This window comes from Streptomyces sp. NPDC058864, from assembly GCF_042742985.1.
GTDB lineage: Bacteria > Actinomycetota > Actinomycetes > Streptomycetales > Streptomycetaceae > Actinacidiphila.
In genome coordinates, this window is sequence record NZ_JBHYMQ010000002.1 from 12686 (window position 1) to 35277 (window position 22592).

Genomic DNA, 22592 nt, shown 5'->3' on the forward strand with positions numbered 1-22592 from the left:
TGTTAGCCACATGAGCGACGCGCAGTCAGTACCACGAGAGGGCCTAATACAAGAATCGGCCACGGCGCCCGGGCGGGCGCCGTGGCCGGTTCACCGTCCGCGGTGACTAGCGGGCCGCGCGGTTGACGGCGGAGACGACCGCCTTCAGCGAGGCGCGGGTGGTGTTGGCGTCGATCCCGATGCCCCACAGGACCTTGCCGTCGATGGCGCACTCGATGTACGAGGCGGCCTGGGCGCTGGCGCCCTCGCTCATGGTGTGCTCGGTGTAGTCCAGCAGGCGGGCGTCGACCCCGACCGAGGCCAGCGCGTCGAAGAACGCCGAGATCGGGCCGTTGCCGGTGCCGGTCAGGACCGTCGCGGTCCCGTCCACGACCGCCTCGACGGTCAGGGTGTCGGTGCCGTCGCTGCTGGTCGAGGTCTGCGCCGAGCGCAGGGCGACGCGGCCCCAGGCGTTCTCCGGGGTGGGCAGGTACTCGTCCTCGAAGATCGCCCAGATCTCCTTCGGGGTGACCTCGCCGCCCTCGGCGTCGGTCTTCGCCTGGATGATCTTCGAGAACTCGATCTGCATCCGGCGCGGCAGGTCCAGCTTGTGGTCGTTCTTCAGGACGTACGCGACGCCACCCTTGCCGGACTGCGAGTTGACGCGGATCACGGCCTCGTAGGAGCGGCCGACGTCCTTGGGGTCGATCGGCAGGTACGGGACCGCCCACTCGATCTCGTCGACCGTCTTCCCCCGGGCGGCCGCGTCGGCCTCCATGGCGTCGAAGCCCTTCTTGATGGCGTCCTGGTGGGAGCCGGAGAAGGACGTGTAGACCAGATCGCCCACGTACGGGTGGCGCGGGTGGACCTCCATCTGGTTGCAGTACTCGGCGGTGCGGCGGATCTCGTCGATCTGCGAGAAGTCGATCATCGGGTCCACGCCCTGGCTGAACAGGTTCATGCCCAGGGTGACCAGGTCGACGTTGCCGGTGCGCTCGCCCTGGCCGAACAGGCAGCCCTCGATCCGGTCCGCGCCCGCCATCAGCGCCAGTTCCGCGGCGGCGACGGCCGTGCCGCGGTCGTTGTGGGGGTGGACCGACAGGCACACGAACTCGCGGCGCGACAGGTTCCGCGACATCCACTCGAAGCGGTCCGCGTGGGTGGAGGGCGTGGAGCGCTCCACGGTGGCCGGCAGGTTCAGGATGATCTCGCGGCCCTCCTCGGGCTGCCAGACGTCCATCACCGACTCGCATACCTCCAGCGCGAAGTCCAGCTCGGTGTCGGTGAAGATCTCCGGGCTGTACTGGTAGCCGAAGACGGTCCCGTCGCCCAGGATCTTGTCCGCGTACTCCATGACCAGCCGCGTGCCGTCCACGGCGATCTGCCGGATCTGCTCCTTGGAACCGCGGAAGACCACCCGGCGGAAGGTCGGGGCGGTCGCGTTGTACAGGTGCACGGTCGCGCGCGCCGCGCCGCGCAGCGACTCCACGGTCCGCTCGATCAGTTCCTCGCGGGCCTGGGTCAGTACGGAGATGGTGACGTCATCGGGGATCGCGCCCTCCTCGATGATGGAACGCACGAAGGCGAAGTCGGTCTCGCCCGAGGCCGGGAAGCCGACCTCGATCTCCTTGTAGCCCATCTTCACCAGCAGGTCGAACATCGCGCGCTTGCGGGCCGGCGACATCGGGTCGATCAGCGCCTGGTTGCCGTCGCGCAGGTCGGTCGACAGCCAGCGGGGGGCCTTGGTGATGCGCCGGTCGGGCCAGGTGCGGTCCGGGATCTCCACGGCCTCGTACGGCTTGTACTTGTGGACCGGCATCGCGGTCGGGCGCTGGCGCCCGGTCGCGGCGGTGATGGGCGTGGGTCGGCCGACGGCGTTCGGGGTGGACATCTGCGGGGGTGCTCCTCGGTTGCGGCTGTGGAGGCGGCCGACCGGCGCTGGTGCAACGCCAAACCCCGCGGGGAGGGAGTCGACCTGGACTACAGGCCCTCGCCGCGGCAGCTAAGAAGAAGCAGCCCGAAACGCATGATGCTGTCGACCATAACCGAGCCCCCGGGGACGGTGCAGCCGCTGCGGCGTTCTTCTCAGTATGCAAGACCGCCCGTGATGACATGAAAAACGTACATCTTCCCCCCTTTTCGTGGATCATGGTCACACCTAGTGACAGACAGTGAGCACCGTGCCACATTGCCCTGCATGGAGCAGACACCTGTTTTCTGCACGATCGTGCCGCCGCACGTCCTCGACAAGGTCGCCCGCAACGAGGACCGCGCGCTCGCCGAGCCCGCCCGCCGCACCCTGGAACGCGACGCCGCGGAGCGCACCCGCCGACGGCTGACCACCGTCATCGGCGCCCTCCCGGTGATCGGGGCGGAGCCGTCGGACCGGCCGCGCCGCACGATCGGCGACGCCGAACACGGCACGGACCTGCCGGGGCGCACGGTCCGCGGCGAGGGCGACCCGGCCCTCGCCGACCACACCGTCAACCGGGCCTACGACGGACTGGGGGCGACGTTCGAGCTCTACCTGACGGCGTACGGCCGCCGTTCCATCGACGACGCCGGGCTGCCGCTGGACGCCACCGTCCACTACGACCGCGACTACAACAACGCCTTCTGGAACGGCGAGCAGATGGTCTTCGGGGACGGCGACGGGGAGCTCTTCCTCGACTTCACGCTCCCCCTCGACGTCATCGGCCACGAACTCACCCACGGCGTCACCCAGTACACCGCCAACCTCGACTACTTCGGCCAGTCCGGCGCCCTCAACGAGTCGATGTCCGACGTCTTCGGCTCCCTCATCAAGCAGTACTCGCTCGGCCAGACCGCCGACGAGGCCGACTGGCTGATCGGCGCCGGGCTGCTCGCCCCGCGCGTCACGGGGGTGGCGCTGCGCTCCATGAAGGCCCCCGGCACGGCGTACGACGACGACGTCCTCGGCAAGGACCCGCAGCCCGGCCACATGGACGCCTACGTCCGCACCTCGCGGGACAACGGGGGCGTGCACATCAACTCCGGCATCCCCAACCGGGCGTTCCACCTGCTCGCCACCGCACTGGGCGGCCACGCCTGGCAGCGGGCCGGGCTGGTCTGGTACGACGTGCTCACCGGCGGCGCGCTGTCGCCGCGGGCGACGTTCGCCGAGTTCGCCCAGGCGACGGTCGCCGCGGCCGCCGGGCGCTTCGGCGAGGGCGAGGAACACGCGGCGACGGTGAAGGCGTGGTCGGAGGTCGGCATCCCGGCTTCCGTCAACGGCACCGACGTGCCACGCCAGTCCCCCGTCCCGGAAGGTGCGCGACCGCCCGCCCAGGGGTAGACGTCCGCCATGCGCATACAGGTGATCCGCTCCGGCGGTTTCGCGGGGATCGAGCGCCGGGCCGTACTGGACACCACCGGCCGGCCCGACGCCTTCCGCCTGCACGCCCTGGCCCGCGACGTCCTCGCCGCGGACCCGGGCGGGGCCCCGCAGGGCGTACCGGACGGCTTCCGGTACGAGATCACGGTCGACGGCCGCACGATGCACTGCGCCGACCCGTGGCTGACGGAGGAACAGCGCGAACTGGTCGGGCTGGTGCTGAAGGAGGGCGCTTAACCGCGCGGTGCCGTCCGGCTTTCACGGGGTCTTCGGCCCGGGGCCGGGCCCCGGGCCGGGGGGTCAGAAGCCGAGCTTGCGCAGCTGCTTGGGGTCGCGCTGCCAGTCCTTGGCGACCTTCACGTGCAGGTCGAGGAAGACCGGCGTCCCGAGCAGCGCCTCGATGTGGCGGCGGGACTTGGTGCCGACCTCCTTCAGCCGGGCGCCCTTGGGGCCGATGATGATGCCCTTCTGGCTGGGGCGCTCGATGTAGATGTTGGCGTGCACGTCCAGCAGCGGCTTCTCCGCGGGGCGGCCCTCGCGCGGCAGCATCTCCTCCACCACGACCGCGATGGAGTGCGGCAGCTCGTCCCGTACGCCCTCGAGCGCGGCCTCCCGGATGAGCTCGGCGACCATGACCTGCTCGGGCTCGTCGGTGAGGTCGCCCTCCGGGTAGAGGGCCGGGCCCTCCGGCAGCAGCGGGACGATGAGGTCGGCGAGGAGGGAGACCTGCTTGTCGCCGACCGCCGAGACCGGGACGATCTCGGCCCACTCGAAGCCCAGCTCGGCGCCGAGCTGGTCGATGGCCACCAGCTGCTCGGCGAGCCGCTTGGAGTCCACCAGGTCGGTCTTGGTGACGATGGCCACCTTGGGGGTCTTGCGGACCTCCGCCAGTTCCTTGGCGATGTAGCGGTCGCCGGGGCCGAGCTTCTGGTCGGCGGGCAGGCAGAAGCCGATCACGTCGACCTCGGCCCAGGTGGTGCGGACGACGTCGTTGAGCCGCTCGCCGAGCAGGGTGCGCGGCTTGTGCAGACCGGGCGTGTCGACGAGGACCAGCTGGGCTTCGGGGCGGTGCACGATGCCCCGCACGGTGTGCCGGGTGGTCTGCGGCCGGTTGGAGGTGATGGCCACCTTCGTGCCGACCAGAGCGTTGGTCAGGGTGGACTTGCCCGCGTTGGGGCGGCCCACGAAACAGGCGAAGCCGGCCCGGTGGGCGGGGGCGGGGGTCGTCTCGGTGCGAACGCTCATGGCGACCATTCTCCCTGATCCACCGGGCGCGGCTGACGCGCCGGGGCGGCGGCCGGAACGGCCCGTGCCCGATGCGGGGCCGCCCACCGCGTGCGCGGACGACGGCCGGCGGCGTGTCCTCCGCGCTGACCTGTGCTTTTCCGGCGGGTCCCCGCGCCGGGGCGACGTTTCCCGGGCCGTCGTCCGGCGTTCCGCCGGGGGCACGGGAACCGTCCAGCGGGCCCTGCTATGACCGGTGGCCATGGACGTCCACCTGCGTGACCTCCGCTACTTCTCCACGGTCGCGGACGAGCTGCACTTCACGCGTGCCGCCGAGCGGCTCCGCATCTCCCAGCCCGCGCTCTCCAAGCAGATCCGGGCCCTCGAACGGCAGCTCGGCTTCAGCCTCTTCGACCGCGGGCCGCGCGGTGTCGCGCTCACCGCGCGGGGCGAGGCGCTGCTGCCCGTCGCACGCGCCCTGGTCGGGGACTGGGAGCGCGCCCTGCGCGCGGCCCGCTCGGCGGGGCCGGCTTCGCGCTGACCGCCGCCCGCCGGACGGCCCCGCCGCGGCCGGTTCAGCCGCGGCCGGTTCAGCCCGCGGTGACGGTCGCCCTGACGGCACCGTCGGGCCCGGCCAGCAGGACGGGGGTGTCGGCGCCCCCCAGGTCGCGTACGGCCGCGCGGTCCGCCTCCGGCACCGCGTCCGCCTCGGACACCACGGCCGCCGCCTCCAGCGACCTGGCGCCGCTCGCCACGGCCATGGCGACCGCGGTCTGCAGCGCGCTCAGCGACAGCGACTCCAGGGCGACGGTGCCCGCCACATAGGTGCGGCCGGTCTCGTCGCGGACCGCCGCGCCCTCGGGCACGCCGTTGCGCGCCCGGGTCGAACGGGCCAGCGTGATGATCTTGCGGTCTTCCGGGTGCAGCTCGTCGCTCATGGCGGTCAGCGTAGCCGTCCCGTCCATCCGGCCCGCCACGGCTCCGAGGGCCTGCCGGCACTACCCGCCGTGCATCGCCCCGTCCGGCTCCGGGCCGGCCGGGTCCTCGTCCTCGACAGCCGCGACCGGCTCGACGAGGACCGCGCCGATGCGGTTGCGGCGCCCCGACGGGGCCTCCGCGGTGAGCCGCAGCGCGGCCGGCGCGTCCGGGGCCGAGGCGGTCTCGGGGAGCCCGACGACGGCGGAGGCGCCGGGGATCGGCACCCGGCCGAGGGTCTTGGCGAGCAGCCCGCCGACGGTCTCGACGTCCTCGTCGTCCAGGTCCACGCCGTAGAGCTCGCCGAGGTCGCCGAGGTCGAGGCGGGAGGTGACGCGGTAGCGGCCCTCGCCGAGCTCCTCGACCGGCGGCAGCTCGCGGTCGTACTCGTCGGTGATCTCGCCGACGATCTCCTCCAGGATGTCCTCGATGGTGACGATGCCGGCCGTGCCGCCGTACTCGTCGATGACGACGGCGACGTGGTTGTGCTCGCGCTGCATCTCGCGCAGCAGGTCGCCGGCGTTCTTGGTGTCGGGGACGAAGAAGGCGGGGCGCATCAGCGAGGAGACGGGGTCGGTCTCGGCGTCCCGGTTGATGTGCACCCGGCGGGCGAGGTCCTTGAGGTAGACGATGCCGACGATGTCGTCCTCGCTCTCGCCCGTGACCGGGATGCGCGAGAAACCGCTGCGCAGGGCGAGGGTCATGGCCTGGCGGATCGTCTTGAAGCGCTCGATGGCGACGAGCTCGGTGCGCGGCACCATCACCTCGCGCACCAGGGTGTCGCCGAGCTCGAAGACGGAGTGCACCATGCGGCGCTCCTCGTCCTCGATGAGGGACTCGCTCTCGGCGAGGTCCACCAGCGCGCGCAGCTCCGCCTCGGAGGCGAACGGGCCCTGGCGGAAGCCCTTGCCGGGGGTGAGGGCGTTGCCGAGGAGGATCAGCAGCGCCGGCACCGGGCCCATGACCCGGGCCAGCGGCAGCAGTACGTACGCCGCCGCGGTGGCGGTGTTCAGCGGGTGCTGGCGGCCGATGGTGCGGGGCGAGACGCCCACCGCGACGTACGAGACCACGATCATGACGGCGACCGCCACCAGGACCGCCTGCCAGGTCCGCTCGAAGTGCCGGACGCACACGACGGTCACCAGCACCGCCGCCGCCATCTCGCAGGCCACCCGGACCAGCAGCGCGACGTTGAGGTACCGCGTCGGGTCCGAGGAGACCGCCAGCAGCTTGTCCGCGCCGCGCCGGCCGGCACGCACCGCGGCCTCCGCCCGGAAGCGGGAGGTGCGGGCGATGCCGGCCTCGGCGCAGGCGGCCAGCCAGGCGACCACCACGAGCAGGACGGCGAAGACCACCATCGCGATCAGTGGGTGGTCGTCGGGGCCGGCGACGGCCCCTCGATGCCGCGCTCGGCGCGCCAGCCGTCGAGGATGGCCTTCTGCAGGCCGAACATCTCGGCCTTCTCGTCGGCCTCCTCGTGGTCGTAACCGAGCAGGTGCAGCACCCCGTGGACGGTGAGCAGCTGCAGCTCCTCGTCCATGGAGTGCTTGGTCACGGCCGCGTCGCCCTGCTTCTTGGCCACCTCGGGGCAGAGCACGATGTCCCCGAGCAGGCCCTGCGGGGGCTCCTCGTCGTCCTTCCCGGGACGCAGTTCGTCCATCGGGAAGGACATGACGTCGGTGGGGCCCGGTTCGTCCATCCACTGGATGTGCAGCTGCTCCATGGCGTCGGCGTCGACCGCGATGACGGAGAGCTCGGACAGCGGGTGGATGCGCATGTGCTGCAGTGCGTAGCGGCTGATGTCGAGCACCGCCGCCTCGTCGAAGTCCCAGCCGGATTCGTTGTTGACGTCGATCGCCATAGTGCTTCGGTGGCTACTTTCGGTTGCCGTTGAGGTCGTCGTAGCGCTCGTAGGCGTCCACGATGCGCCCGACCAGCTTATGGCGTACGACATCCGTGCTCGTCAGTCGCGAGAAGTGCACGTCCTCGACGCCGTCGAGGATGTCCACGACCTGGCGCAGCCCGCTCTTCGTGCCACCGGGGAGGTCGACCTGCGTGACGTCGCCGGTGATGACGATCTTGGAGTCGAAGCCGAGCCGGGTGAGGAACATCTTCATCTGCTCGGCGCTGGTGTTCTGCGCCTCGTCGAGGATGATGAACGCGTCGTTGAGCGTGCGTCCGCGCATGTACGCCAGAGGAGCGACCTCGATCGTGCCGCTCGCCATGAGGCGGGGGATCGAGTCGGGGTCGATCATGTCGTGCAGCGCGTCGTACAGCGGACGCAGGTACGGGTCGATCTTCTCGTAGAGCGTGCCCGGCAGGAAGCCGAGCCGCTCGCCCGCCTCGACGGCGGGGCGGGTCAGGATGATCCGGTTGACCTGCTTCGATTGCAGCGCCTGGACGGCCTTGGCCATGGCCAGGTAGGTCTTGCCGGTACCGGCGGGACCGATGCCGAAGACGATCGTGTGCTTGTCGATCGCGTCGACGTAGCGCTTCTGGTTGAGGGTCTTGGGGCGGATGGTGCGGCCCCGGCTGGACAGGATGTTCTGGGTGAGCACCTGGGAGGGGGTCTCCTCCAGGCCGTCGGCTCCGCTGTCCTTGCGGAGCATGGCGATCGACCGCTCCACTGCGTCCTCCGTCATCGGCTGGCCTGTGCGCAGTACCAGCATCATCTCGTCGAAGAGGCGCTGGACCAGCGCGACGTCCGCGGGTTCGCCGCTCGCGCTGATCTCATTGCCTCGTACATGGATGTCGACGGCCGGGAACGCCTGCTCTATCACGCGCAGGAGCGAGTCGCCGGACCCCAGGACCGTCACCATGGGGTGCTTGGCCGGCACGACGAAGTGGGCGCTCGCCCGCGGTTGCTGCGTTGTCGGTGTCTGAGTCATGGGCCAGGCTCGACGGCCTGCTCATCCCGCCTTCTGCTGTTCGACATGCCACTGGGCTTGGGGTTCAAGGGTACGTCGGTGCGGCTGGGGTGCCGAGAGGTTTTACGCTGCGTCACGCGCCGGGTAGGACTGGGGAATGGAGATCCGCACCGGAGGACCCGAGGACCTGCCCGCGACGCTCGCCCTGCTCGACGGGGCCATCGCGTGGCTGACCGCACGCGGCCGCACCGGCCAGTGGGGCACCCGCCCCTGGTCCTCCCGGCCCCCGGCGGTGGAACGTGTGACCCGGTACGCCGAGGAGTACCTGCTGCGCGCCGCCGAGACCGACGGCCGGCTGGTGGGCGTGTGCGTGCTGGCCGAGGAGAAGCCCGACTACGCCCCGCCCGTCGACGAGCCCGAGCTGTACCTGCGGCTGCTGGTCACCGACCGGTCGCTGTCCGGCAGCGGCATCGGCGCCGCCCTGGTGGAGGACGCCGTCGCCGAGACACGGCGGCGCGGCATCCAACTGCTGCGCGTCGACTGCTACGCGGGCGACGACGGCCGCCTCGTGCGGCAGTACGAGGCCCTGGGCTTCACCCGCGCCCAGCCCTTCACCGTCGCCCGGGCCGAGGGCGCCCACTGGCCGGGCCAGATCCTGGAGCGCAGGGTCTGACGCTAGCATGCGAAACGCATGCTAGCATGCGTTTCGCATGCTAGCGTAACGACATGGCGAACATCCAGATCAAGGACGTCCCCGACGACGTGCACCGCACCCTCAAGCACCGCGCGATCGAGGCGCACCAGTCCCTGAACGAGTACCTGCGCCAGAGGCTGATCGAACAGGCGAGAACACCGACGGTCGACGACATACTGGCCAGCGCGCGGAAGTCGGCGACGGCCGACTACTCCGTGGCGGACCTGCTCGGACACATCGACGAGGGGCGCCGCGGGTGATCGTCGTGGACGCGTCCACACTCGTCCTCGCGCTCACCCACGCCGGCCCACTGGGCGATCTCGCGCGCAAACGGATGGCCGGCGAGACCCTGCACGCGCCGGCCCTCATCGAGTTCGAGGCCGCCCATGCGATCCGCGGCCTGTCGCTCGGAGGGAAGCTGGGCCAGGCCGCGGCGGAGACGGCGATCTCCCTGCTGTCCGCACTGCCGATCCAGCGCATGCCGGGATACGCCCTGCTCGATCGGATCTGGGAGCTGCGCGCCAACCTCTCCGCGTACGACGCTTCCTACGCAGCGCTCGCCGAACACCTGGGGTGCGCCCTGGTCACGGGCGACGCCCGCATCGAGCGCGCGAACGCGGCCCGTTGCCCCATCGACGTGATCGCCTGACGCCGGCTCCGCCACCGCGTCAGCGGAAGGGCGGCGGGCGGAAGCCGATCGTCGGCACGGCGCGGCGCAGGGGCCAGCGGCGGGTGCCGGTGGGCAGCAGGTCGTCCAGGAAGGCGTAGCGGCGCAGTGCGGTGCGGTCCTGGTCGTCGTAGGCCTTGGCGTGCTGCCACCAGGCCGCGATCTCGATCCAGCCGGGCGCCGACAGCGAACCGCCGAACTCCTGCACCGACAGCGCGGCCGTGAGGCACGCGAAGGCCAGCCGGTCGGCGAGGGCCCAGCCGGCCAGGGTGCCGGTCAGGAAGCCCGCGACGAAGACGTCCCCGGCGCCCGTGGGGTCCAGTGCCTCCACGGAGAGCGCCGGGACCTCGGCGGCCTGCCCGGCCGCGGAGTCCACCGCGTACGCGCCCTCGGGGCCGAGCGTGACCACCGCCAGCGGGACCAGTTCGGCCAGCTTGCGGGCGGCGGCCCGGGGACAGTCGGTGCGGGTGTAGCGCATGGCCTCGGCGGCGTTCGGCAGGAAGGCCTCGCAGTGCGCCAGGTCGGCGAGGTCGGCGCGGTCCCAGCGGCCGCTGTCGTCCCAGCCGACGTCGGCGAAGATCCGGCTGCCCCGCCCGGCGGCCGTGCCGATCCACTCCTGCTGCGGGACCCCGGGCACCAGGGAGGCCACGCACGCCCGGCTCGGCGGCGGGCACGGCGGGGCGGGCTCCTCCGGCGGCGGGGCCTCGTGGCCGTGGCTGATCATGGTGCGCTCGCCCTCGTACGCCATGGAGACCGTGACCGGGGAGTGCCAGCCGGGGATCTTGCGGGACAGCGCCAGCTCGATGCCCTCACCCTCGGAGAGGGAGTCCCAGCAGTAGTCCCCGTACACGTCGTCGCCGAAGGCGGCCGCGAGCGAGGTGCGCAGGCCCAGCCGGGCGAGGGCGGTCGCCATGTTGGCCACGCCGCCGGGACTCGACCCCATGCCCCGCGCCCAGGACTCGGTGCCGCGCACGGGCGCGCTGTCGAGACCGGTGAAGATGATGTCCAGGAAGACCGTGCCGGTCAGGTACACGTCGGTCTCCGGGTCGTCCGGCCCGCGCACCGCCGCGAGCGGATCGAGGACGGGCTGGTCTTCCACCCGGGCTCCTCCCGACCTGGTGTCGTTCCGACCGATCGTACGCGCGCCCGGGGCCGTGACCAGCGTTTGTCCGCGCGGGGACGCGGACGGATGCTGAGGGAAAGCGGATGACCCCAGGGGCTGGAGATGCCCGGACACTCGGCCGCACCGCCGCAACTGATCGTGACCACGGGGCCGGACGCCGGACGGGCCTACCCCGTGCCGGCCGGCTACTGCGAGATCGGCAGGCTCGCCGGCAGCGGGATCCGGATCGACGCGGAGGGCGTGAGCCGGCGGCACGCCGCGATGAACCGCGCAGGGAGCCACGTCGTGCTGAGCGACCTCGGCTCGACCAACGGCACCTACCTCAACGGGACCCTGATCGACGCGCCGCATCCCCTCCACGACGGGGACCTGCTCCGCATCGGCCACGTCGAACTGCGGCTGTCGGTGGAGTCGGCCCGGCAGGTGGGGCCGGACCCCGCGAACGGCGCGGAGCCCCCGGGGGCCGGGGAGATCCCCGGCGGTGCTCCCCCGCCGCTGACCGTCCTCCACGACCTCGGGGACACCCGGGCCCGGTCCGGGCCCGGCGACACCCGCCGCTACCCGTCCGGGCGCGCGCAGTACCTCGCCGGCCGCCGGCGCTACGGCGGCGGAGGGCGCGAGGCGGACCCCGGAGCCGCCGAGGAGGCCTGCACCGGGCTGCTGCGGGTGCGGGGGCCGGGACGGGTGCTCATCGCCGCCGGGGTGGTGGTGGCGCTCGCCGGGTTCGCCGTCTGGGTGTCCCTGATCCTCAGCCTGCTGGGCGGAGTCGGCAGTGCGCAGGCCCCGCCGGACCCCTTCGCGGAGACCCTGTGGGGGCTGCCGAAGGCACCGCTTGGCTTCACCGCGTTCGCGGCCGGCGCCGTGCTCTGCGCGGGCGGCGCGGCCCTGTCGAGGCACGCCCGCGGGAGGGGCGCCGCGCCGGGGCGGCGGCGTCCGGGACGGCACCGCCACTGACCGCGCGGCCGTGGCGGTGCGCGGGCCCCGCGGCCCTGGCGCCGGCCCCGGTCCTGACCCGGTCCCGGCCCCGGTCCTGGCGGCATACCAAAGCTTTGCCGGTCCTTTCCGCACGTGGCGACCTGGGCTGATCCGTCCTCGGGCGGCGATTCGGGGTCATCGCGCGTAGACAGCCCTTGACCAGCAGGATCGGGGCCTCTAGCGTCGCCGCGTCAACGAGCCCCGCAGGGCCGGGCGTTCCCCCCGAAGCGCGTGGGCCCGGCCGTGCGTGCCCTCCGGCCGGATCGAAGGAGCCTCCCCGATGCCCGCAGCCAGACCGTCCGTGTTCACCCGTGGGCGCACCCGCACCCTCGCCGCCGCCGTCGCCGCGGTGGCTGCCGCCGCCACCCTCTACGGGGTCGGCGCGGCGACCGCGGACACCTCCGTGCCGCGCAGCGACAAGCAGATCCCCAACCTGACCGACGTGGTCAACGACATCAAGGCGTACTACGGCGACACCGTCGACGCCTCCGGTGAGCACCAGGCCGCGGCCGACGGCAACTACGCCAAGCAGGTCGCCGGCGTCGAGGAGAAGGCCCGGGACTACCTGCGGGACGCCCTCGCGAAGTCCGCGCACCACCGCCACGGCAAGCCGGCCATCGTCCTCGACGTCGACGACACGTCCCTGCTGACGTACAACTACGAGCTGGAGGTGGGCTTCAACTACACGCCCGCGTCCAACGACGCGTACATCCAGAACAAGGACATGGCCCCGGTCTTCGGCATGCCGCAGCTCGCCGACTGGGCCGCCGAGCACGGCGTGACGGTCTTCTGGATCACCGGCCGTCCGGAGACGCAGCGCGCCGCGAGCGTCCGCAACCTCGGGACCGCCGGCTACACCTCCACCGCCGACCCGGCCCACTTCTTCCTGAAGAACAAGGTCGCCACCGACTACCTGCCCTGCTCCGCCCCGACGTGGACCTGCTCCACCGTGGACTACAAGGCGGGCACCCGGGCCCACATCGAGGCGCAGGGGTACGACATCCTGGCCAACTTCGGCGACCAGTACAGCGACCTGAACGGCGGGCACGCCGACAAGTCGTTCAAGCTCCCCAACCCGATGTACTACGTGCCCTGACCGGCGGCGGGCCGCCAGCCGGCGGTGCCCGTCCCCCCGCGCGGGGGGCGGGTGCCGCGGCGCCGCGAGCGGGCCAGCCACAGGCCCCGGCCCAGCGACCACAGCACCAGCCCGGCCACCAGGGGCCCGCCGAGCAGGATCGCCAGCCCGGCGCCGATGTTGGCGCCGATGACCCCGGCGGTCACCGCCCGCCAGATCGCGCCGATGAGCAGCCCGGCCGCGAGCAGCGGCCCGATGACCTCCCACCACCGGCCGTCGAAGCGGTCCGGCCCGGGACGGGAGGCCCGGCCCAGCACCACGGCCGCGCCGGTGGCCAGCACGGCCGCCGCCGCGCCGATCGCGGTCTCCGCCCCCTCCGGGATGGCGAAGGGCCGCACCAGGTAGTCCAGTTCCGCGGGTTCGAAGCCGGCCACGTCCTGCCGGCCCATGAGCCCCCAGGTGGCGACGGGCGTGGTCACGATCAGCGTGACGGCCGCTGCGGGCCGCATCAGGTGCCTTCGCATGACTCCATGCTCCGCCCGCGCGGCACGGCCCGCATGAGTGCGCGTACTCAGACGGCACGCGCGGCCGCACTCAGAACGTGTACGCGTCCACCTCGGCGAGGTACCGGGCGCGCAACTCCTCCTCGTCGTCGAGGAAGGCGGCCAGGAAGGAGTTGCGGGCGAGCCGGCGCAACTCGTCCTCGCCGAGCGGGAGCGCGCCGGCCACGGCGTCGAAGGTGTCGCCCGCGTAGCCGCCGAAGTAGGCGGGGTCGTCGGAGTTCAGGGTGACCATCAGCCCCGCGTCGAGCATGGCGGGCAGCGGGTGGTCGGCGAGGGTGTCCACGCAGCGCAGCCGTACGTTGGACAGCGGGCAGACGGTCAGCGGCACCTGGTCGCGGACCAGCCGGGCCACCAGGTCCGGGTCCTCCATGCTGCGGATGCCGTGGTCGATCCGGTCGACGCCGAGCACGTCCAGCGCCTCCCGCACGTACTCCGGCGGCCCCTCCTCCCCCGCGTGCGCCACCCTGCGCAGGCCCGCCGCCGCGGCCGCCTCGTACACGGCGCGGAACTTCGACGGCGGATGGCCGACCTCGGCGGAGTCCAGGCCGACGGCGCTGATCCGGTGCAGGTACGGCCGCGCGGCCTCGAAGGTCTCCAGCGCGGACTCGGCGGACTCGTCGCGCAGGAAGCACATGATCAGGCGCGTGCTGACGCCGTGCCGCTCCCGGCTGCCGTCCAGGGCCCGCGCCAGGCCCTCGACGACGGTGCCGAGCGGGACGCCGCGTGCGGTGTGCGCCTGCGGGTCGAAGAACACCTCGGCGTGGCGCACGCCCTGCGCGGCGGCGCGGGCGAGGTAGGCGTCGGCGAGGTCGGCGAAGTCCTGCTCGGTGCGGAGCACCGCCATGAGCGCGTAGTACAGGTCCAGGAAGGACTGCAGGTCGCTGAAGGAGTACGCCTGCCGCAGCTCCTCGGTCGAGGCGTAGGGCAGGTCGACCCCGTTGCGCTCGGCGAGGGCGAAGGCGAGTTCGGGTTCGAGGGTGCCTTCGATGTGCAGGTGCAGTTCGGCCTTCGGAATGCTCACCCGGCAACCGTACAGGTCAGAGGCGTGCGGAGGGCTCCGGCCGGGCCCTGTCGGCAAAGGCGCTCCGCCGGCTGCCGCTGGGGGGGTGTGCCCCCACCGCCCGGAGGGCGGGCCCCGCGCCGTCCGGTGCCGTGCACCGCCGGGCGGAGAGTCGTCCGCGTGGTGGGCCGCTCGGACGATTCGACCACTCCCTCGCGGAGGGCCGGGGGAGTGCCGTGCCCGGGGGCACCTGCCGGCGCCGAGTGGGGGCACCCCCGGCCGAAGGCTGCGGGAGGGACCGTGACGGCAGGGACTACGCCTGGCGGCGCTTCGGCACGGCGACCCTGCCGAGGTCCTTCGCGACGGTCAGTTCGCCCTCGAAGCCCGCGTCCCGGGCCTGGCGCTCGAAGTCCGCCGGATCGGTGTAGCGCTGCGAGAAGTGCGTGAGCACCAGGTGCCGGACGCCGGACTCCGCCGCCACCGCGGCCGCCTGACCGGCCGTCAGATGCCCGTGCTCCTCGGCCAGCGCCGCGTCCTCGTCCAGGAAGGTCGACTCGATGACCAGCAGGTCGCAGCCGTCCGCGAGGGCGTACACGGCGTCGCAGAGCCGGGTGTCCATCACGAAGGCGAAGCGCTGCCCCGGGCGAGGCTCGCTCACGTCGGCGAGCGTCACCCCGTCCGCCTCGCCCTCGCGCTGCAGCCGGCCCACCGCGGGACCGGTGATGCCGTGCGCCGCGAGCCGCTCCGGCAGCATGCGGCGCCCGTCGGGCTCGACCAGCCGGTAGCCGTACGCCTCCACCGGGTGCGACAGCCGGCGCGCCTCCAGCAGGAAGGCGTCGGAGTCGACCAGCACCACCGCCTCGCCCGCCACCGGCTCCTCGCGCAGCCGCACGGTCTCGCGGTAGGCGGTCGCGTACCGCAGCCGGTCGAAGAAACGGCGGCCGGACTCGGGGTAGTGGGCCGTGACGGGGTGCGGCACCCGGTCGAGGTTGATCCGCTGGATCACCCCGGCGAGGCCCAGGCTGTGGTCCCCGTGGAAGTGGGTCACGCACAGCCTGGTCAGGTCGTGCGCCGCCACACCGGCCCGCAGCATCTGGCGCTGCGTGCCCTCCCCCGGATCGAAGAGGATGCCCTCGGCGTCCCAGCGCAGGAAGTAGCCGTTGTGGTTGCGGTGCCGGGTCGGGACCTGGCTGGCCGTGCCGAGCACGACCAATTCACGTGCGGACACCGGTGGTTATCCGGGAGGCCACTCGAGGCCACGGCCGCCCAGCACGTGGGCGTGCGCGTGGAAGACGGTCTGGCCCGCGCCCGCGCCGGTGTTGAAGACGACCCGGTAGCCGGTGCCGTCCACCTTGTCCCCGGCGGCGACCTCGCCCGCCTCCCGCAGCACGTCCGCGGCGAGCTGGGGCGCCTGGGCGGCAAGCGAGGCGGCGTCCGGGTAGTGCGCCTTGGGGATGACCAGGACGTGCGTCGGTGCCTGGGGGTTTATGTCGCGGAACGCGACCGTCGTCTCGGTCTCCCGCACGACGGTCGCGGGGATGCTGCCCGCGACGATCTTGCAGAACAGGCAGTCCGCCTGCGGTTCTCCCGCCACCTGACGCCTCCGTCCAGGGGTTGATCAGTACGTCCCGCATGCTACCGGTGGCCCTCGCGGCGGCGTGCCGTCGCGGGGCCCGGGTCGCGCCGGGCCCCGCTCCCGCCGCTACGGCAACGGGGGCGCGGTACGGGCCGGATCGGCCTCCAGCGCCTCCAGCGCGAGACGGACGGCCTCGTCCAGCTGCGGGTCGCGCCCGGCGGCGTGGTCCTGCGGGGTGTGCACGACCTCGACGTCCGGGTCGACGCCGTGGTTCTCCACGTCCCAGCCCACGCCCTCCAGCCACGTGGCGTACTTCGGCTGGGTCACCAGCGTCCCGTCGACCAGGTGGTAGCGGGAGTCGATGCCGATGACGCCGCCCCAGGTCCTGGTGCCCACCACGGGCCCGATCCCCAGCGCCTTGATCGCCGCGTTGACGATGTCGCCGTCGGAGCCGGAGAACTCGTTGGCGACGGCCACGACCGGCCCGCGCGGCGCGTCCAGCGGGTAGCTGAAGGCGGGCAGCCCGCGCGGCAGGTCCCAGCCCACGATCCGCCGCGCCAGCTTCTCCACGACCAGCTGAGAGGTGTGGCCGCCGCGGTTCTCCCGCACGTCCACGACCAGTCCCTCCCGCACCACCTCCACGCGCAGGTCGCGGTGGAGCTGGGCCCAGCCGGAGCCCACCATGTCGGGCACGTGCAGGTACCCCAGCCTGCCACCGGACAGCTCGCGCACGTACGCCCGGCGTCCGGCGACCCAGTCGTGGTAGCGCAGCGGCTCCTCGTCCGCGATGGGCACGACGACGACGTGGCGCGCCGGCCCGCCGTCCGCCGGGCCTATGGTCAGCTCGACCGGCTTGCGCACGGTGCCGATCAACAGCGGGCCGGGGCCGGTCAGCGGGTCCACGGGCCGTCCGTCGACCGCGAGGATCGCGTCGCCGGCCCGGACCGCGACGCCCGGCGCGGCCAGCGGGGAGCCGGCCCGCGGGTCGGAGGTCTCCGAGGGCAGCACCCGCGCCACGCGCCACGCGCCGTCCGCGTCGCGCGCGAGGTCCGCGCCCAGCAGGCCCTGGCGGTGCAGCCCGTCGCCGCGGCCGCCGGCCGGCATGACGTATGCGTGCGAGGTGCCGAGCTCGCCGGCCACCTCCCAGAGCAGGTCGACGAGGTCGTCGTGGGTGGCGACCCGGTCCAGGACGGGCCGGTAGCGCTCGCGCACACCGTCCCAGTCGACGCCGCCCATGTCGGCGCGCCAGAAGTTGTCCCGCATCAGGCGGTGCGACTCGTCGTACATCTGGCGCCACTCGGCCTGCGGGTCCACGGTGACGCGGACCCGGGAGAGGTCGACGGTGACGTTGCTGTCGGTCTCGTCGTCGGACGGGGCCGACTTGTGGTCGGCCGCGGCCACCCGCAGCCGGTGACCGGACGTCACCAGCACCTTGTTGCCGTCGCCGCTGACGGCGAAGTCGTCGGCGTCGTCGGCGATGTCCTCCACGCGCAGCTGCTTGAGGTCGTAGCGCTCCAGCGCGGTGGACGGCGGCTCGGCCTCGGGCGAGGCCAGGCTCGCGCCCAGGACCCCGCGGACGGGGTGACGCAGCCACAGGACGCCGTCCTTGGCCGCGCGCAGCGTGGAGTAGCGGGCGGCCTCGACCGGGAAGGGCACGATGCGGTCGGCCAGGCCCTCGGCGTCCACCTTGGTGACGGGGGTGCGGGGCCGGTCCTCGCCGTCCTCCTTGCGGGAGTCCTTCTTGCCCTCGTCCTGGCCGCGGTCGTCGCCGTCCTTGTCCTCCGCGGAGGAGTCGACCGGACGCCCGTGGCGCTGCGGGCCGAAGGGCGAGGGCGTGGTGGCGGCGAGCGTGATCAGGTGGGGGCGGCAGGCGCCGAGGAAGGCCATGTCGAAGACGTGGTCGTCGTAGACCGGGTCGAAGGAGCGCTCGGAGAGGAACGCCAGGTGCTTGCCGTCGGCGGTGAAGGCGGGCGAGGAGTCCCGGAAGCGCAGCGGGGTCGCGTCGACGACCGTGAGGTCGGCGGTCGAGGCGAGCTTGAGCTGGCGCAGCGGGTCGGGCCCGGCGTGCGACCAGGCGAGCCAGGCCGAGTCGGGCGAGAAGGCGAGGCCGGTGGCGTGGCCGTGCTCGCCCTCCACGACGGTGCGGACCTCGCCGGTCTGGGCCTCGACGAGCAGCACCCGGCCGTCGTGCGAGGCGACGGCGATCCGGTGGCCGTCCGGGGAGACCGTCATCCCCAGCACCCGGCCGAGCCGCCCCGCGGCCAGCCGGCGGGGCGCGGCGGTGCCGGTGCCCGCCGCGGGGGCGATCTCCAGCGCGTCCTCGCCCTCGGCGTCGGTGACCCAGACGACCTGCTGGTCGCCCTCGCCGCCGAACACCCGCGGCAGTCGCGTGCGCACCCCCGGTTCGGCGGACAACGCCCGTGCCGGGCCGCCGCGGTGGGTGACCCAGTGCGTGGTGCCGCGGATCTCCACCGCGCTGCCCCGGCCGGTGTGGTCGGGCCGCGCGTCGCCGAGGTGGTGGGCCGCGTGGACCGGGTGCGGCTGCAGGTCGGCGCGCTGGCCCCCGAGGCGCACCTCGACCGGGCGGGCCTGCGCGCCGTCGAGGTCGTCCAGCAGGAACAGCCGGCCGGTGCTGGTGTAGACGACGCGGGTGCCGTCGGTGGCGGCGTGCCGCGCGTAGAAGCCGCCGTCCTCCACGGCCGTGTGCCGGCGCAGGTCCGCGCCGTCGGGGAGGCTGGAGTAGACGGCGCCGACGCCCTCGTGGTCGGAGAGGAAGGCGATCCTGTCCCCCACCCACATCGGGTACTCCAGGTTGCCGTCCAGGTCGGCGTGGATCCGCTCGAACTCCCCGTCACCGGTGCGGTCGATCCACAACTTGCCCGCGGTGCCGCCCCGGTAGCGCTTCCAGGCGGCCGCCTCCCGGCCCATCGTGGCCGACAGCAGCAGCACGGCCCCGTCCGGCCCGTGGGCGACGTCCCCGACCGGTCCGTACGGCAGCGTCGAGGCGGGGCCGCCGTCGACCGGGATCGCCCGCGCCCAGCTGCGGCGCAGCGACGCCTGCCCGTACGTGCTGATGGCCAGCACGTCGCCGCCGGGCGTCCAGCCCCGGACGGAGGTGCGGCCGCTGCCCCAGTACGTCAGCCGTTTCGACGGCCCGCCGTCGGTGGGCGCGAGGTGCACCTCGGGTGCGCCGTCCCGCGTGGAGGTCCACGCGATGAGCGTCCCGTCGGGCGAGAACCGTGGATGGCCGACGGGCATGTTGTCGGCGCTGACCCGCCAGGCCCGGCCGGTGCCGTCCAGAGGGGCGGCCCAGACGTCGTCCTCGGCGGTGAAGGTGATCAGGTCACCGTGCAGGTGCGGGAAGCGGAGGTACGCGGGGTGCGAAGGCTGCGGCTGCGTCACGTCGTCACATTAACCACCCGGCGCCGTGCTGGTCAGGGGTTTTCGATCTCATTGCCCGCCGGGGGGGGTTCCGGCCCGGCGGCCGCGTCAGCCCCAGCGTCCGGTGCGGCCCAGCAGGAGGGCGGTGGCGGCGACGCCGGCGGTGGAGGTGCGCAGCACACTGGCGCCGAGGCGGTACGGCCTGGCACCGGCCGCGGCGAAGGCGTCGAGCTCCTCCGGGGAGACCCCGCCCTCGGGGCCCACGACGAGCACGATGTCGCCCTCGGGCGGCAACGGGGCGGTGGCGAGCGGCTCCGAGCCCTCCTCGTGGAGGACCGCCGCGAACGCGGCACCGGAGAGCAGCCCCGCGAGTTGACGGGTCGTCAGCAGATCGGCGACCTCCGGGAACCGCAGCCGCCGGGCCTGCTTGGCCGCCTCACGGGCGGTCGACCGCCATTTGGCAAGGGACTTGGCGCCCCGCTCGCCCTTCCACTGGGTGATGCAGCGGGCGGCGGCCCACGGCACGACGGCATCGACGCCGACCTCGGTCATGGTCTCGACGGCGAGTTCCCCGCGGTCGCCCTTGGGCAGCGCCTGGACGACCGTGATCCGCGGGCGCGGCTCGGCCTCCTCGCGGACCTCGGCGACGGCGACCTCCAGGGTGTCCTTTCCGTCGACGGCCGCCACCGTGCCGTACGCACCGCGGCCCAGGCCGTCGGTGAGCACGATCTCCTCGCCCGCCCGCAGCCGCCGCACGGAGACCGCGTGCCGCCCCTCGGGGCCGGAGAGCGTGATGCGGCCCGGGCCCAGCGCACCGGGTTCGACGACGAAGACGGGCGCGGTCACGGCGCGGTCCTCGGGGAGCGGGGGGTCAGGGCGGCCATGCGCCCATCGTTTCACGGCACACGACGGCCCGCGGTCCAGGGTGTCGTGCACCCCGGCCGCGGGCCCCCGGGCGGCTGGGCCGTGCCGGCCTAACGCCCGTTGAACGCGTCCTTCAGACGGGAGAACAGCCCCTGCTGGCCCGGCTGGAACTGCCCCAGGGGCCGCTCCTCGCCGCGCAGCTTCGCCAGGCGGCGCAGCAGTTCCTCCTGCTCCGGGTCGAGCTTGCCCGGGGTCTGGACCTCGACGTGCACGATGAGGTCGCCCCGGCCGCCGCCCCGCAGGTGCGTGATGCCGCGCTGGTGGAGCGGGATCGACTGGCCGGACTGCGTACCGGGCCTGATGTCGATCTCCTCCAGGCCGTCCAGGGTCTCCAGCGGGACCTTGGTGCCCAGCGCCGCGGCCGTCATCGGGATGGTGACGGTGCAGTGCAGGTCGTCGCCGCGCCGCTGGAAGACCGCGTGCGGCAGCTCGCGGATCTCGACGTACAGGTCGCCGGCGGGGCCGCCGCCGGGGCCGACCTCGCCCTCGCCCGCGAGCTGGATGCGGGTGCCGTTGTCGACACCGGCCGGGATCTTGACGGTCAGCGTGCGCCGCGACCGGATCCGGCCGTCGCCCGCGCACTCCGGGCACGGGTTGGGGACGACGGTGCCGAAGCCCTGGCACTGGGGGCAGGGGCGCGAGGTCATGACCTGGCCGAGGAAGGACCGGGTGACCTGGGAGACCTCACCGCGGCCGCGGCACATGTCACACGTCTGCGCGGTCGTGCCCGGGGCGGCGCCCTCGCCGTGGCAGGTGTTGCAGACGATGGCCGTGTCGACCTGGATGTCCTTGGTCGTGCCGAAGGCCGCCTCGTCCAGCTCGATCTCCAGCCGGATCATCGCGTCCTGGCCGCGCCGGGTGCGCGAGCGCGGGCCGCGCTGGGACGCCGTGCCGAAGAAGGCGTCCATGATGTCGCTGAAGTTGCCGAAGCCCTGGCCGAAGCCGGCGCCCGCGCCGGCACCGCCGCCGTTGGCGGACAGCGGGTCGCCGCCGAGGTCGTAGACCTGCTTCTTCTGCGGGTCCGAGAGCACCTCGTAAGCGGCGTTGATCTCCTTGAACCGCTCCTGGGTCTTCGGGTCCGGATTGACGTCCGGGTGCAGCTCACGCGCGAGACGGCGGAATGCCTTCTTGATCTCGTCCGGTCCTGCGTCGCGGCGCACGCCGAGCACGGCGTAATAGTCCGTGGCCACTACGACTCCGCCAGGATCTGTCCGACGTAACGTGCCACTGCGCGTACCGCTCCCATCGTTCCGGGGTAGTCCATGCGGGTCGGTCCGACCACGCCGAGTTTCGCCACCGCCTCGTCGCCCGAACCGTAGCCGACGGAGACGACCGATGTGGAGTTCAGGCCCTCATGGAAGTTCTCATGACCGATTCTCACCGTCACACCCGAGTCCTTGGCCTCGCCCAGCAGCTTGAGGAGCACCACCTGCTCCTCGAGCGCCTCCAGCACCGGGCGGATCGTCAGCGGGAAGTCGTGCCCGAAACGGGTCAGGTTGGCCGTGCCGCCGAGCATGATCCGCTCCTCGGTCTCCTCGACCAGGGTCTCCAGGAGTGTGGCGAGGACCACCTGGACGGAGGGCCGGTCGTCGGGCTCGAAGCCCTCGGGGAGTTCCTGCACCAGCGGCGGGACGTCGCTGAACCGGCGTCCCACCACCCGGCTGTTCAGCCGGGCGCGCAGGTCGGCCAGCACGGTCTCGCCGACCGGTGCGGGGGCGTCCACCAGCCGCTGCTCCACCCGTCCGGTGTCCGTGATCAGCACGAGCATGATCCGGGCCGGGGCGAGCGCGAGCAGCTCGACGTGGCGCACGGTCGAGCGGGTGAGCGACGGGTACTGGACGATCGCGACCTGCCGCGTGAGCTGCGCCAGCAGCCGGACCGTACGGGCCACCACGTCGTCGAGGTCGACGGCGCCGTCCAGGAAGTTGCCGATGGCCCGGCGCTCGGCACCGGACAGCGGCTTGACACTGGTGAGCCGGTCGACGAAGAGCCGGTAGCCCTTGTCGGTCGGCACGCGGCCGGCGCTGGTGTGGGGCTGCTGGATGTAGCCCTCCTCCTCCAGCACGGCCATGTCGTTGCGGACGGTCGCCGGGGACACGCCGAGGGCGTGCCGCTCGGTGAGCGCCTTCGAGCCGACCGGCTCCTCGGTACCCACGTAGTCCTGGACGATGGCACGCAGTACTTCCAGCCGTCGTTCACTGAGCATCGCGCACC

General features: G+C 73.0%; 22 protein-coding genes and 1 pseudogene. 8 read left to right on the forward strand and 15 right to left on the reverse strand.

The genetic code is table 11. The features are described 5' to 3' along the window. Window positions 1–106: 106 nt before the first annotated feature. Complete coding sequence (gene leuA / locus ACFW3D_RS01720) at window positions 107–1870, reverse strand: 2-isopropylmalate synthase (RefSeq protein ID WP_500500219.1); 1764 nt, start codon at window positions 1868–1870, stop codon at window positions 107–109. Between the two features lie 306 nt (window positions 1871–2176). Between leuA and ACFW3D_RS01725 the strand changes: the two genes are divergently transcribed. After that, complete coding sequence (locus ACFW3D_RS01725) at window positions 2177–3295, forward strand: M4 family metallopeptidase (RefSeq protein WP_500500221.1); 1119 nt, start codon at window positions 2177–2179, stop codon at window positions 3293–3295. A gap of 9 nt (window positions 3296–3304) precedes the next feature. Further along, entirely contained in the window at window positions 3305–3571 is a 267-nt protein-coding gene (locus ACFW3D_RS01730; RefSeq protein WP_500500224.1) for a protealysin inhibitor emfourin, read from the forward strand. 63 nt (window positions 3572–3634) lie between these two features. On the opposite strand, the gene era is transcribed toward ACFW3D_RS01730, so the two are convergent. Beyond that, window positions 3635–4588, reverse strand: a complete 954-nt coding sequence (era, locus tag ACFW3D_RS01735; RefSeq protein ID WP_500500226.1) for a GTPase Era — start codon at window positions 4586–4588, stop codon at window positions 3635–3637. A 232-nt stretch (window positions 4589–4820) separates the two neighbouring features. On the opposite strand from era, the pseudogene ACFW3D_RS01740 reads away from it, so the two are divergent. Then, a pseudogene (locus tag ACFW3D_RS01740) lies at window positions 4821–5096 on the forward strand (LysR family transcriptional regulator); the annotation flags it as partial. 52 nt (window positions 5097–5148) lie between these two features. Here the strand turns inward: ACFW3D_RS01740 and ACFW3D_RS01745 are convergent. The 4 genes from ACFW3D_RS01745 to ACFW3D_RS01760 are packed head-to-tail and all read right to left on the reverse strand — an operon-like array spanning window position 5149 to window position 8421. Next, complete coding sequence (locus tag ACFW3D_RS01745) at window positions 5149–5496, reverse strand: cytidine deaminase-like protein (protein WP_500500228.1); 348 nt, start codon at window positions 5494–5496, stop codon at window positions 5149–5151. A gap of 60 nt (window positions 5497–5556) precedes the next feature. Further along, window positions 5557–6891, reverse strand: coding sequence for a hemolysin family protein (locus ACFW3D_RS01750; RefSeq protein ID WP_500500230.1), 1335 nt, complete (start codon window positions 6889–6891; stop codon window positions 5557–5559). Between the two features lie 5 nt (window positions 6892–6896). Then, complete coding sequence (ybeY, locus tag ACFW3D_RS01755) at window positions 6897–7394, reverse strand: rRNA maturation RNase YbeY (RefSeq protein ID WP_361797091.1); 498 nt, start codon at window positions 7392–7394, stop codon at window positions 6897–6899. Window positions 7395–7407: 13 nt separating this feature from the next. After that, window positions 7408–8421: a PhoH family protein gene (locus tag ACFW3D_RS01760; protein ID WP_500500234.1), complete on the reverse strand. Its 1014-nt coding sequence runs from the start codon at window positions 8419–8421 to the stop codon at window positions 7408–7410. 136 nt (window positions 8422–8557) lie between these two features. On the opposite strand from ACFW3D_RS01760, the gene ACFW3D_RS01765 reads away from it, so the two are divergent. The 3 genes from ACFW3D_RS01765 to ACFW3D_RS01775 are packed head-to-tail and all read left to right on the forward strand — an operon-like array spanning window position 8558 to window position 9743. Next, window positions 8558–9073 carry a GNAT family N-acetyltransferase gene (locus ACFW3D_RS01765; protein ID WP_500500236.1) on the forward strand — a complete coding sequence of 172 codons (516 nt, stop codon included), beginning with the start codon at window positions 8558–8560 and terminating at the stop codon, window positions 9071–9073. A gap of 53 nt (window positions 9074–9126) precedes the next feature. Further along, entirely contained in the window at window positions 9127–9354 is a 228-nt protein-coding gene (locus ACFW3D_RS01770) for a FitA-like ribbon-helix-helix domain-containing protein (protein ID WP_089221494.1), read from the forward strand. A 5-nt stretch (window positions 9355–9359) separates the two neighbouring features. Next, window positions 9360–9743 (forward strand): type II toxin-antitoxin system VapC family toxin, encoded by a 384-nt coding sequence (locus tag ACFW3D_RS01775; RefSeq protein WP_500500239.1) that lies wholly within the window; start codon window positions 9360–9362, stop codon window positions 9741–9743. A 19-nt stretch (window positions 9744–9762) separates the two neighbouring features. On the opposite strand, the gene ACFW3D_RS01780 is transcribed toward ACFW3D_RS01775, so the two are convergent. Continuing rightward, window positions 9763–10860 carry a carbohydrate kinase family protein gene (locus tag ACFW3D_RS01780; protein ID WP_500500241.1) on the reverse strand — a complete coding sequence of 366 codons (1098 nt, stop codon included), beginning with the start codon at window positions 10858–10860 and terminating at the stop codon, window positions 9763–9765. A 126-nt stretch (window positions 10861–10986) separates the two neighbouring features. Between ACFW3D_RS01780 and ACFW3D_RS01785 the strand changes: the two genes are divergently transcribed. After that, complete coding sequence (locus tag ACFW3D_RS01785) at window positions 10987–11838, forward strand: FHA domain-containing protein (RefSeq protein WP_500500243.1); 852 nt, start codon at window positions 10987–10989, stop codon at window positions 11836–11838. Between the two features lie 301 nt (window positions 11839–12139). After that, window positions 12140–12955 (forward strand): HAD family acid phosphatase, encoded by an 816-nt coding sequence (locus ACFW3D_RS01790; protein WP_500500244.1) that lies wholly within the window; start codon window positions 12140–12142, stop codon window positions 12953–12955. On the opposite strand, the gene ACFW3D_RS01795 is transcribed toward ACFW3D_RS01790, so the two are convergent. From ACFW3D_RS01795 to hrcA, 8 genes are all read right to left on the reverse strand, one after another. Continuing rightward, window positions 12943–13458: a hypothetical protein gene (locus ACFW3D_RS01795; protein WP_500500246.1), complete on the reverse strand. Its 516-nt coding sequence runs from the start codon at window positions 13456–13458 to the stop codon at window positions 12943–12945. The genes ACFW3D_RS01790 and ACFW3D_RS01795 overlap by 13 nt on opposite strands. Window positions 13459–13528: 70 nt before the next feature. Further along, window positions 13529–14518 (reverse strand): adenosine deaminase, encoded by a 990-nt coding sequence (locus tag ACFW3D_RS01800; protein WP_500500249.1) that lies wholly within the window; start codon window positions 14516–14518, stop codon window positions 13529–13531. 292 nt (window positions 14519–14810) lie between these two features. Beyond that, window positions 14811–15725 carry a ribonuclease Z gene (locus ACFW3D_RS01805; protein ID WP_500500251.1) on the reverse strand — a complete coding sequence of 305 codons (915 nt, stop codon included), beginning with the start codon at window positions 15723–15725 and terminating at the stop codon, window positions 14811–14813. Between the two features lie 6 nt (window positions 15726–15731). Next, on the reverse strand, window positions 15732–16091 hold the full coding sequence (locus ACFW3D_RS01810) for a histidine triad nucleotide-binding protein (RefSeq protein WP_499511824.1): 360 nt from the start codon (window positions 16089–16091) through the stop codon (window positions 15732–15734). 108 nt (window positions 16092–16199) lie between these two features. Continuing rightward, window positions 16200–19475, reverse strand: coding sequence for a S41 family peptidase (locus ACFW3D_RS01815; RefSeq protein WP_500500253.1), 3276 nt, complete (start codon window positions 19473–19475; stop codon window positions 16200–16202). A gap of 87 nt (window positions 19476–19562) precedes the next feature. Beyond that, a complete protein-coding gene (locus ACFW3D_RS01820; protein WP_500500255.1) occupies window positions 19563–20300 on the reverse strand; it encodes a 16S rRNA (uracil(1498)-N(3))-methyltransferase in 738 nt (245 codons plus the stop codon). A 128-nt stretch (window positions 20301–20428) separates the two neighbouring features. Further along, window positions 20429–21568, reverse strand: coding sequence for a molecular chaperone DnaJ (dnaJ, locus tag ACFW3D_RS01825; RefSeq protein ID WP_500500257.1), 1140 nt, complete (start codon window positions 21566–21568; stop codon window positions 20429–20431). After that, window positions 21568–22584, reverse strand: a complete 1017-nt coding sequence (gene hrcA / locus ACFW3D_RS01830; RefSeq protein WP_361797130.1) for a heat-inducible transcriptional repressor HrcA — start codon at window positions 22582–22584, stop codon at window positions 21568–21570. Before hrcA ends, dnaJ begins: the two co-directional genes overlap by 1 nt. Window positions 22585–22592: the final 8 nt, after the last annotated feature.

Excerpts from the sequence above, each read along its gene's own strand:
- ACFW3D_RS01725 (WP_500500221.1), top strand. The coding sequence starts at position 2,177 with ATGGAGCAGACACCTGTTTTCTGCACGATCGTGCCGCCGCACGTCCTC.
- ACFW3D_RS01770 (WP_089221494.1), top strand. The coding sequence starts at position 9,127 with ATGGCGAACATCCAGATCAAGGACGTCCCCGACGACGTGCACCGCACC.
- ybeY (WP_361797091.1), bottom strand. The coding sequence starts at position 7,394 with ATGGCGATCGACGTCAACAACGAATCCGGCTGGGACTTCGACGAGGCG.
- ACFW3D_RS01790 (WP_500500244.1), top strand. The coding sequence starts at position 12,140 with ATGCCCGCAGCCAGACCGTCCGTGTTCACCCGTGGGCGCACCCGCACC.
- hrcA (WP_361797130.1), bottom strand. The coding sequence starts at position 22,584 with ATGCTCAGTGAACGACGGCTGGAAGTACTGCGTGCCATCGTCCAGGAC.
- ACFW3D_RS01750 (WP_500500230.1), bottom strand. The coding sequence starts at position 6,891 with ATGGTGGTCTTCGCCGTCCTGCTCGTGGTGGTCGCCTGGCTGGCCGCC.
- ACFW3D_RS01785 (WP_500500243.1), top strand. The coding sequence starts at position 10,987 with ATGCCCGGACACTCGGCCGCACCGCCGCAACTGATCGTGACCACGGGG.
- ACFW3D_RS01760 (WP_500500234.1), bottom strand. The coding sequence starts at position 8,421 with ATGACTCAGACACCGACAACGCAGCAACCGCGGGCGAGCGCCCACTTC.
- era (WP_500500226.1), bottom strand. The coding sequence starts at position 4,588 with ATGGTCGCCATGAGCGTTCGCACCGAGACGACCCCCGCCCCCGCCCAC.
- ACFW3D_RS01765 (WP_500500236.1), top strand. The coding sequence starts at position 8,558 with ATGGAGATCCGCACCGGAGGACCCGAGGACCTGCCCGCGACGCTCGCC.
- ACFW3D_RS01745 (WP_500500228.1), bottom strand. The coding sequence starts at position 5,496 with ATGAGCGACGAGCTGCACCCGGAAGACCGCAAGATCATCACGCTGGCC.
- leuA (WP_500500219.1), bottom strand. The coding sequence starts at position 1,870 with ATGTCCACCCCGAACGCCGTCGGCCGACCCACGCCCATCACCGCCGCG.
- ACFW3D_RS01795 (WP_500500246.1), bottom strand. The coding sequence starts at position 13,458 with ATGCGAAGGCACCTGATGCGGCCCGCAGCGGCCGTCACGCTGATCGTG.
- ACFW3D_RS01730 (WP_500500224.1), top strand. The coding sequence starts at position 3,305 with ATGCGCATACAGGTGATCCGCTCCGGCGGTTTCGCGGGGATCGAGCGC.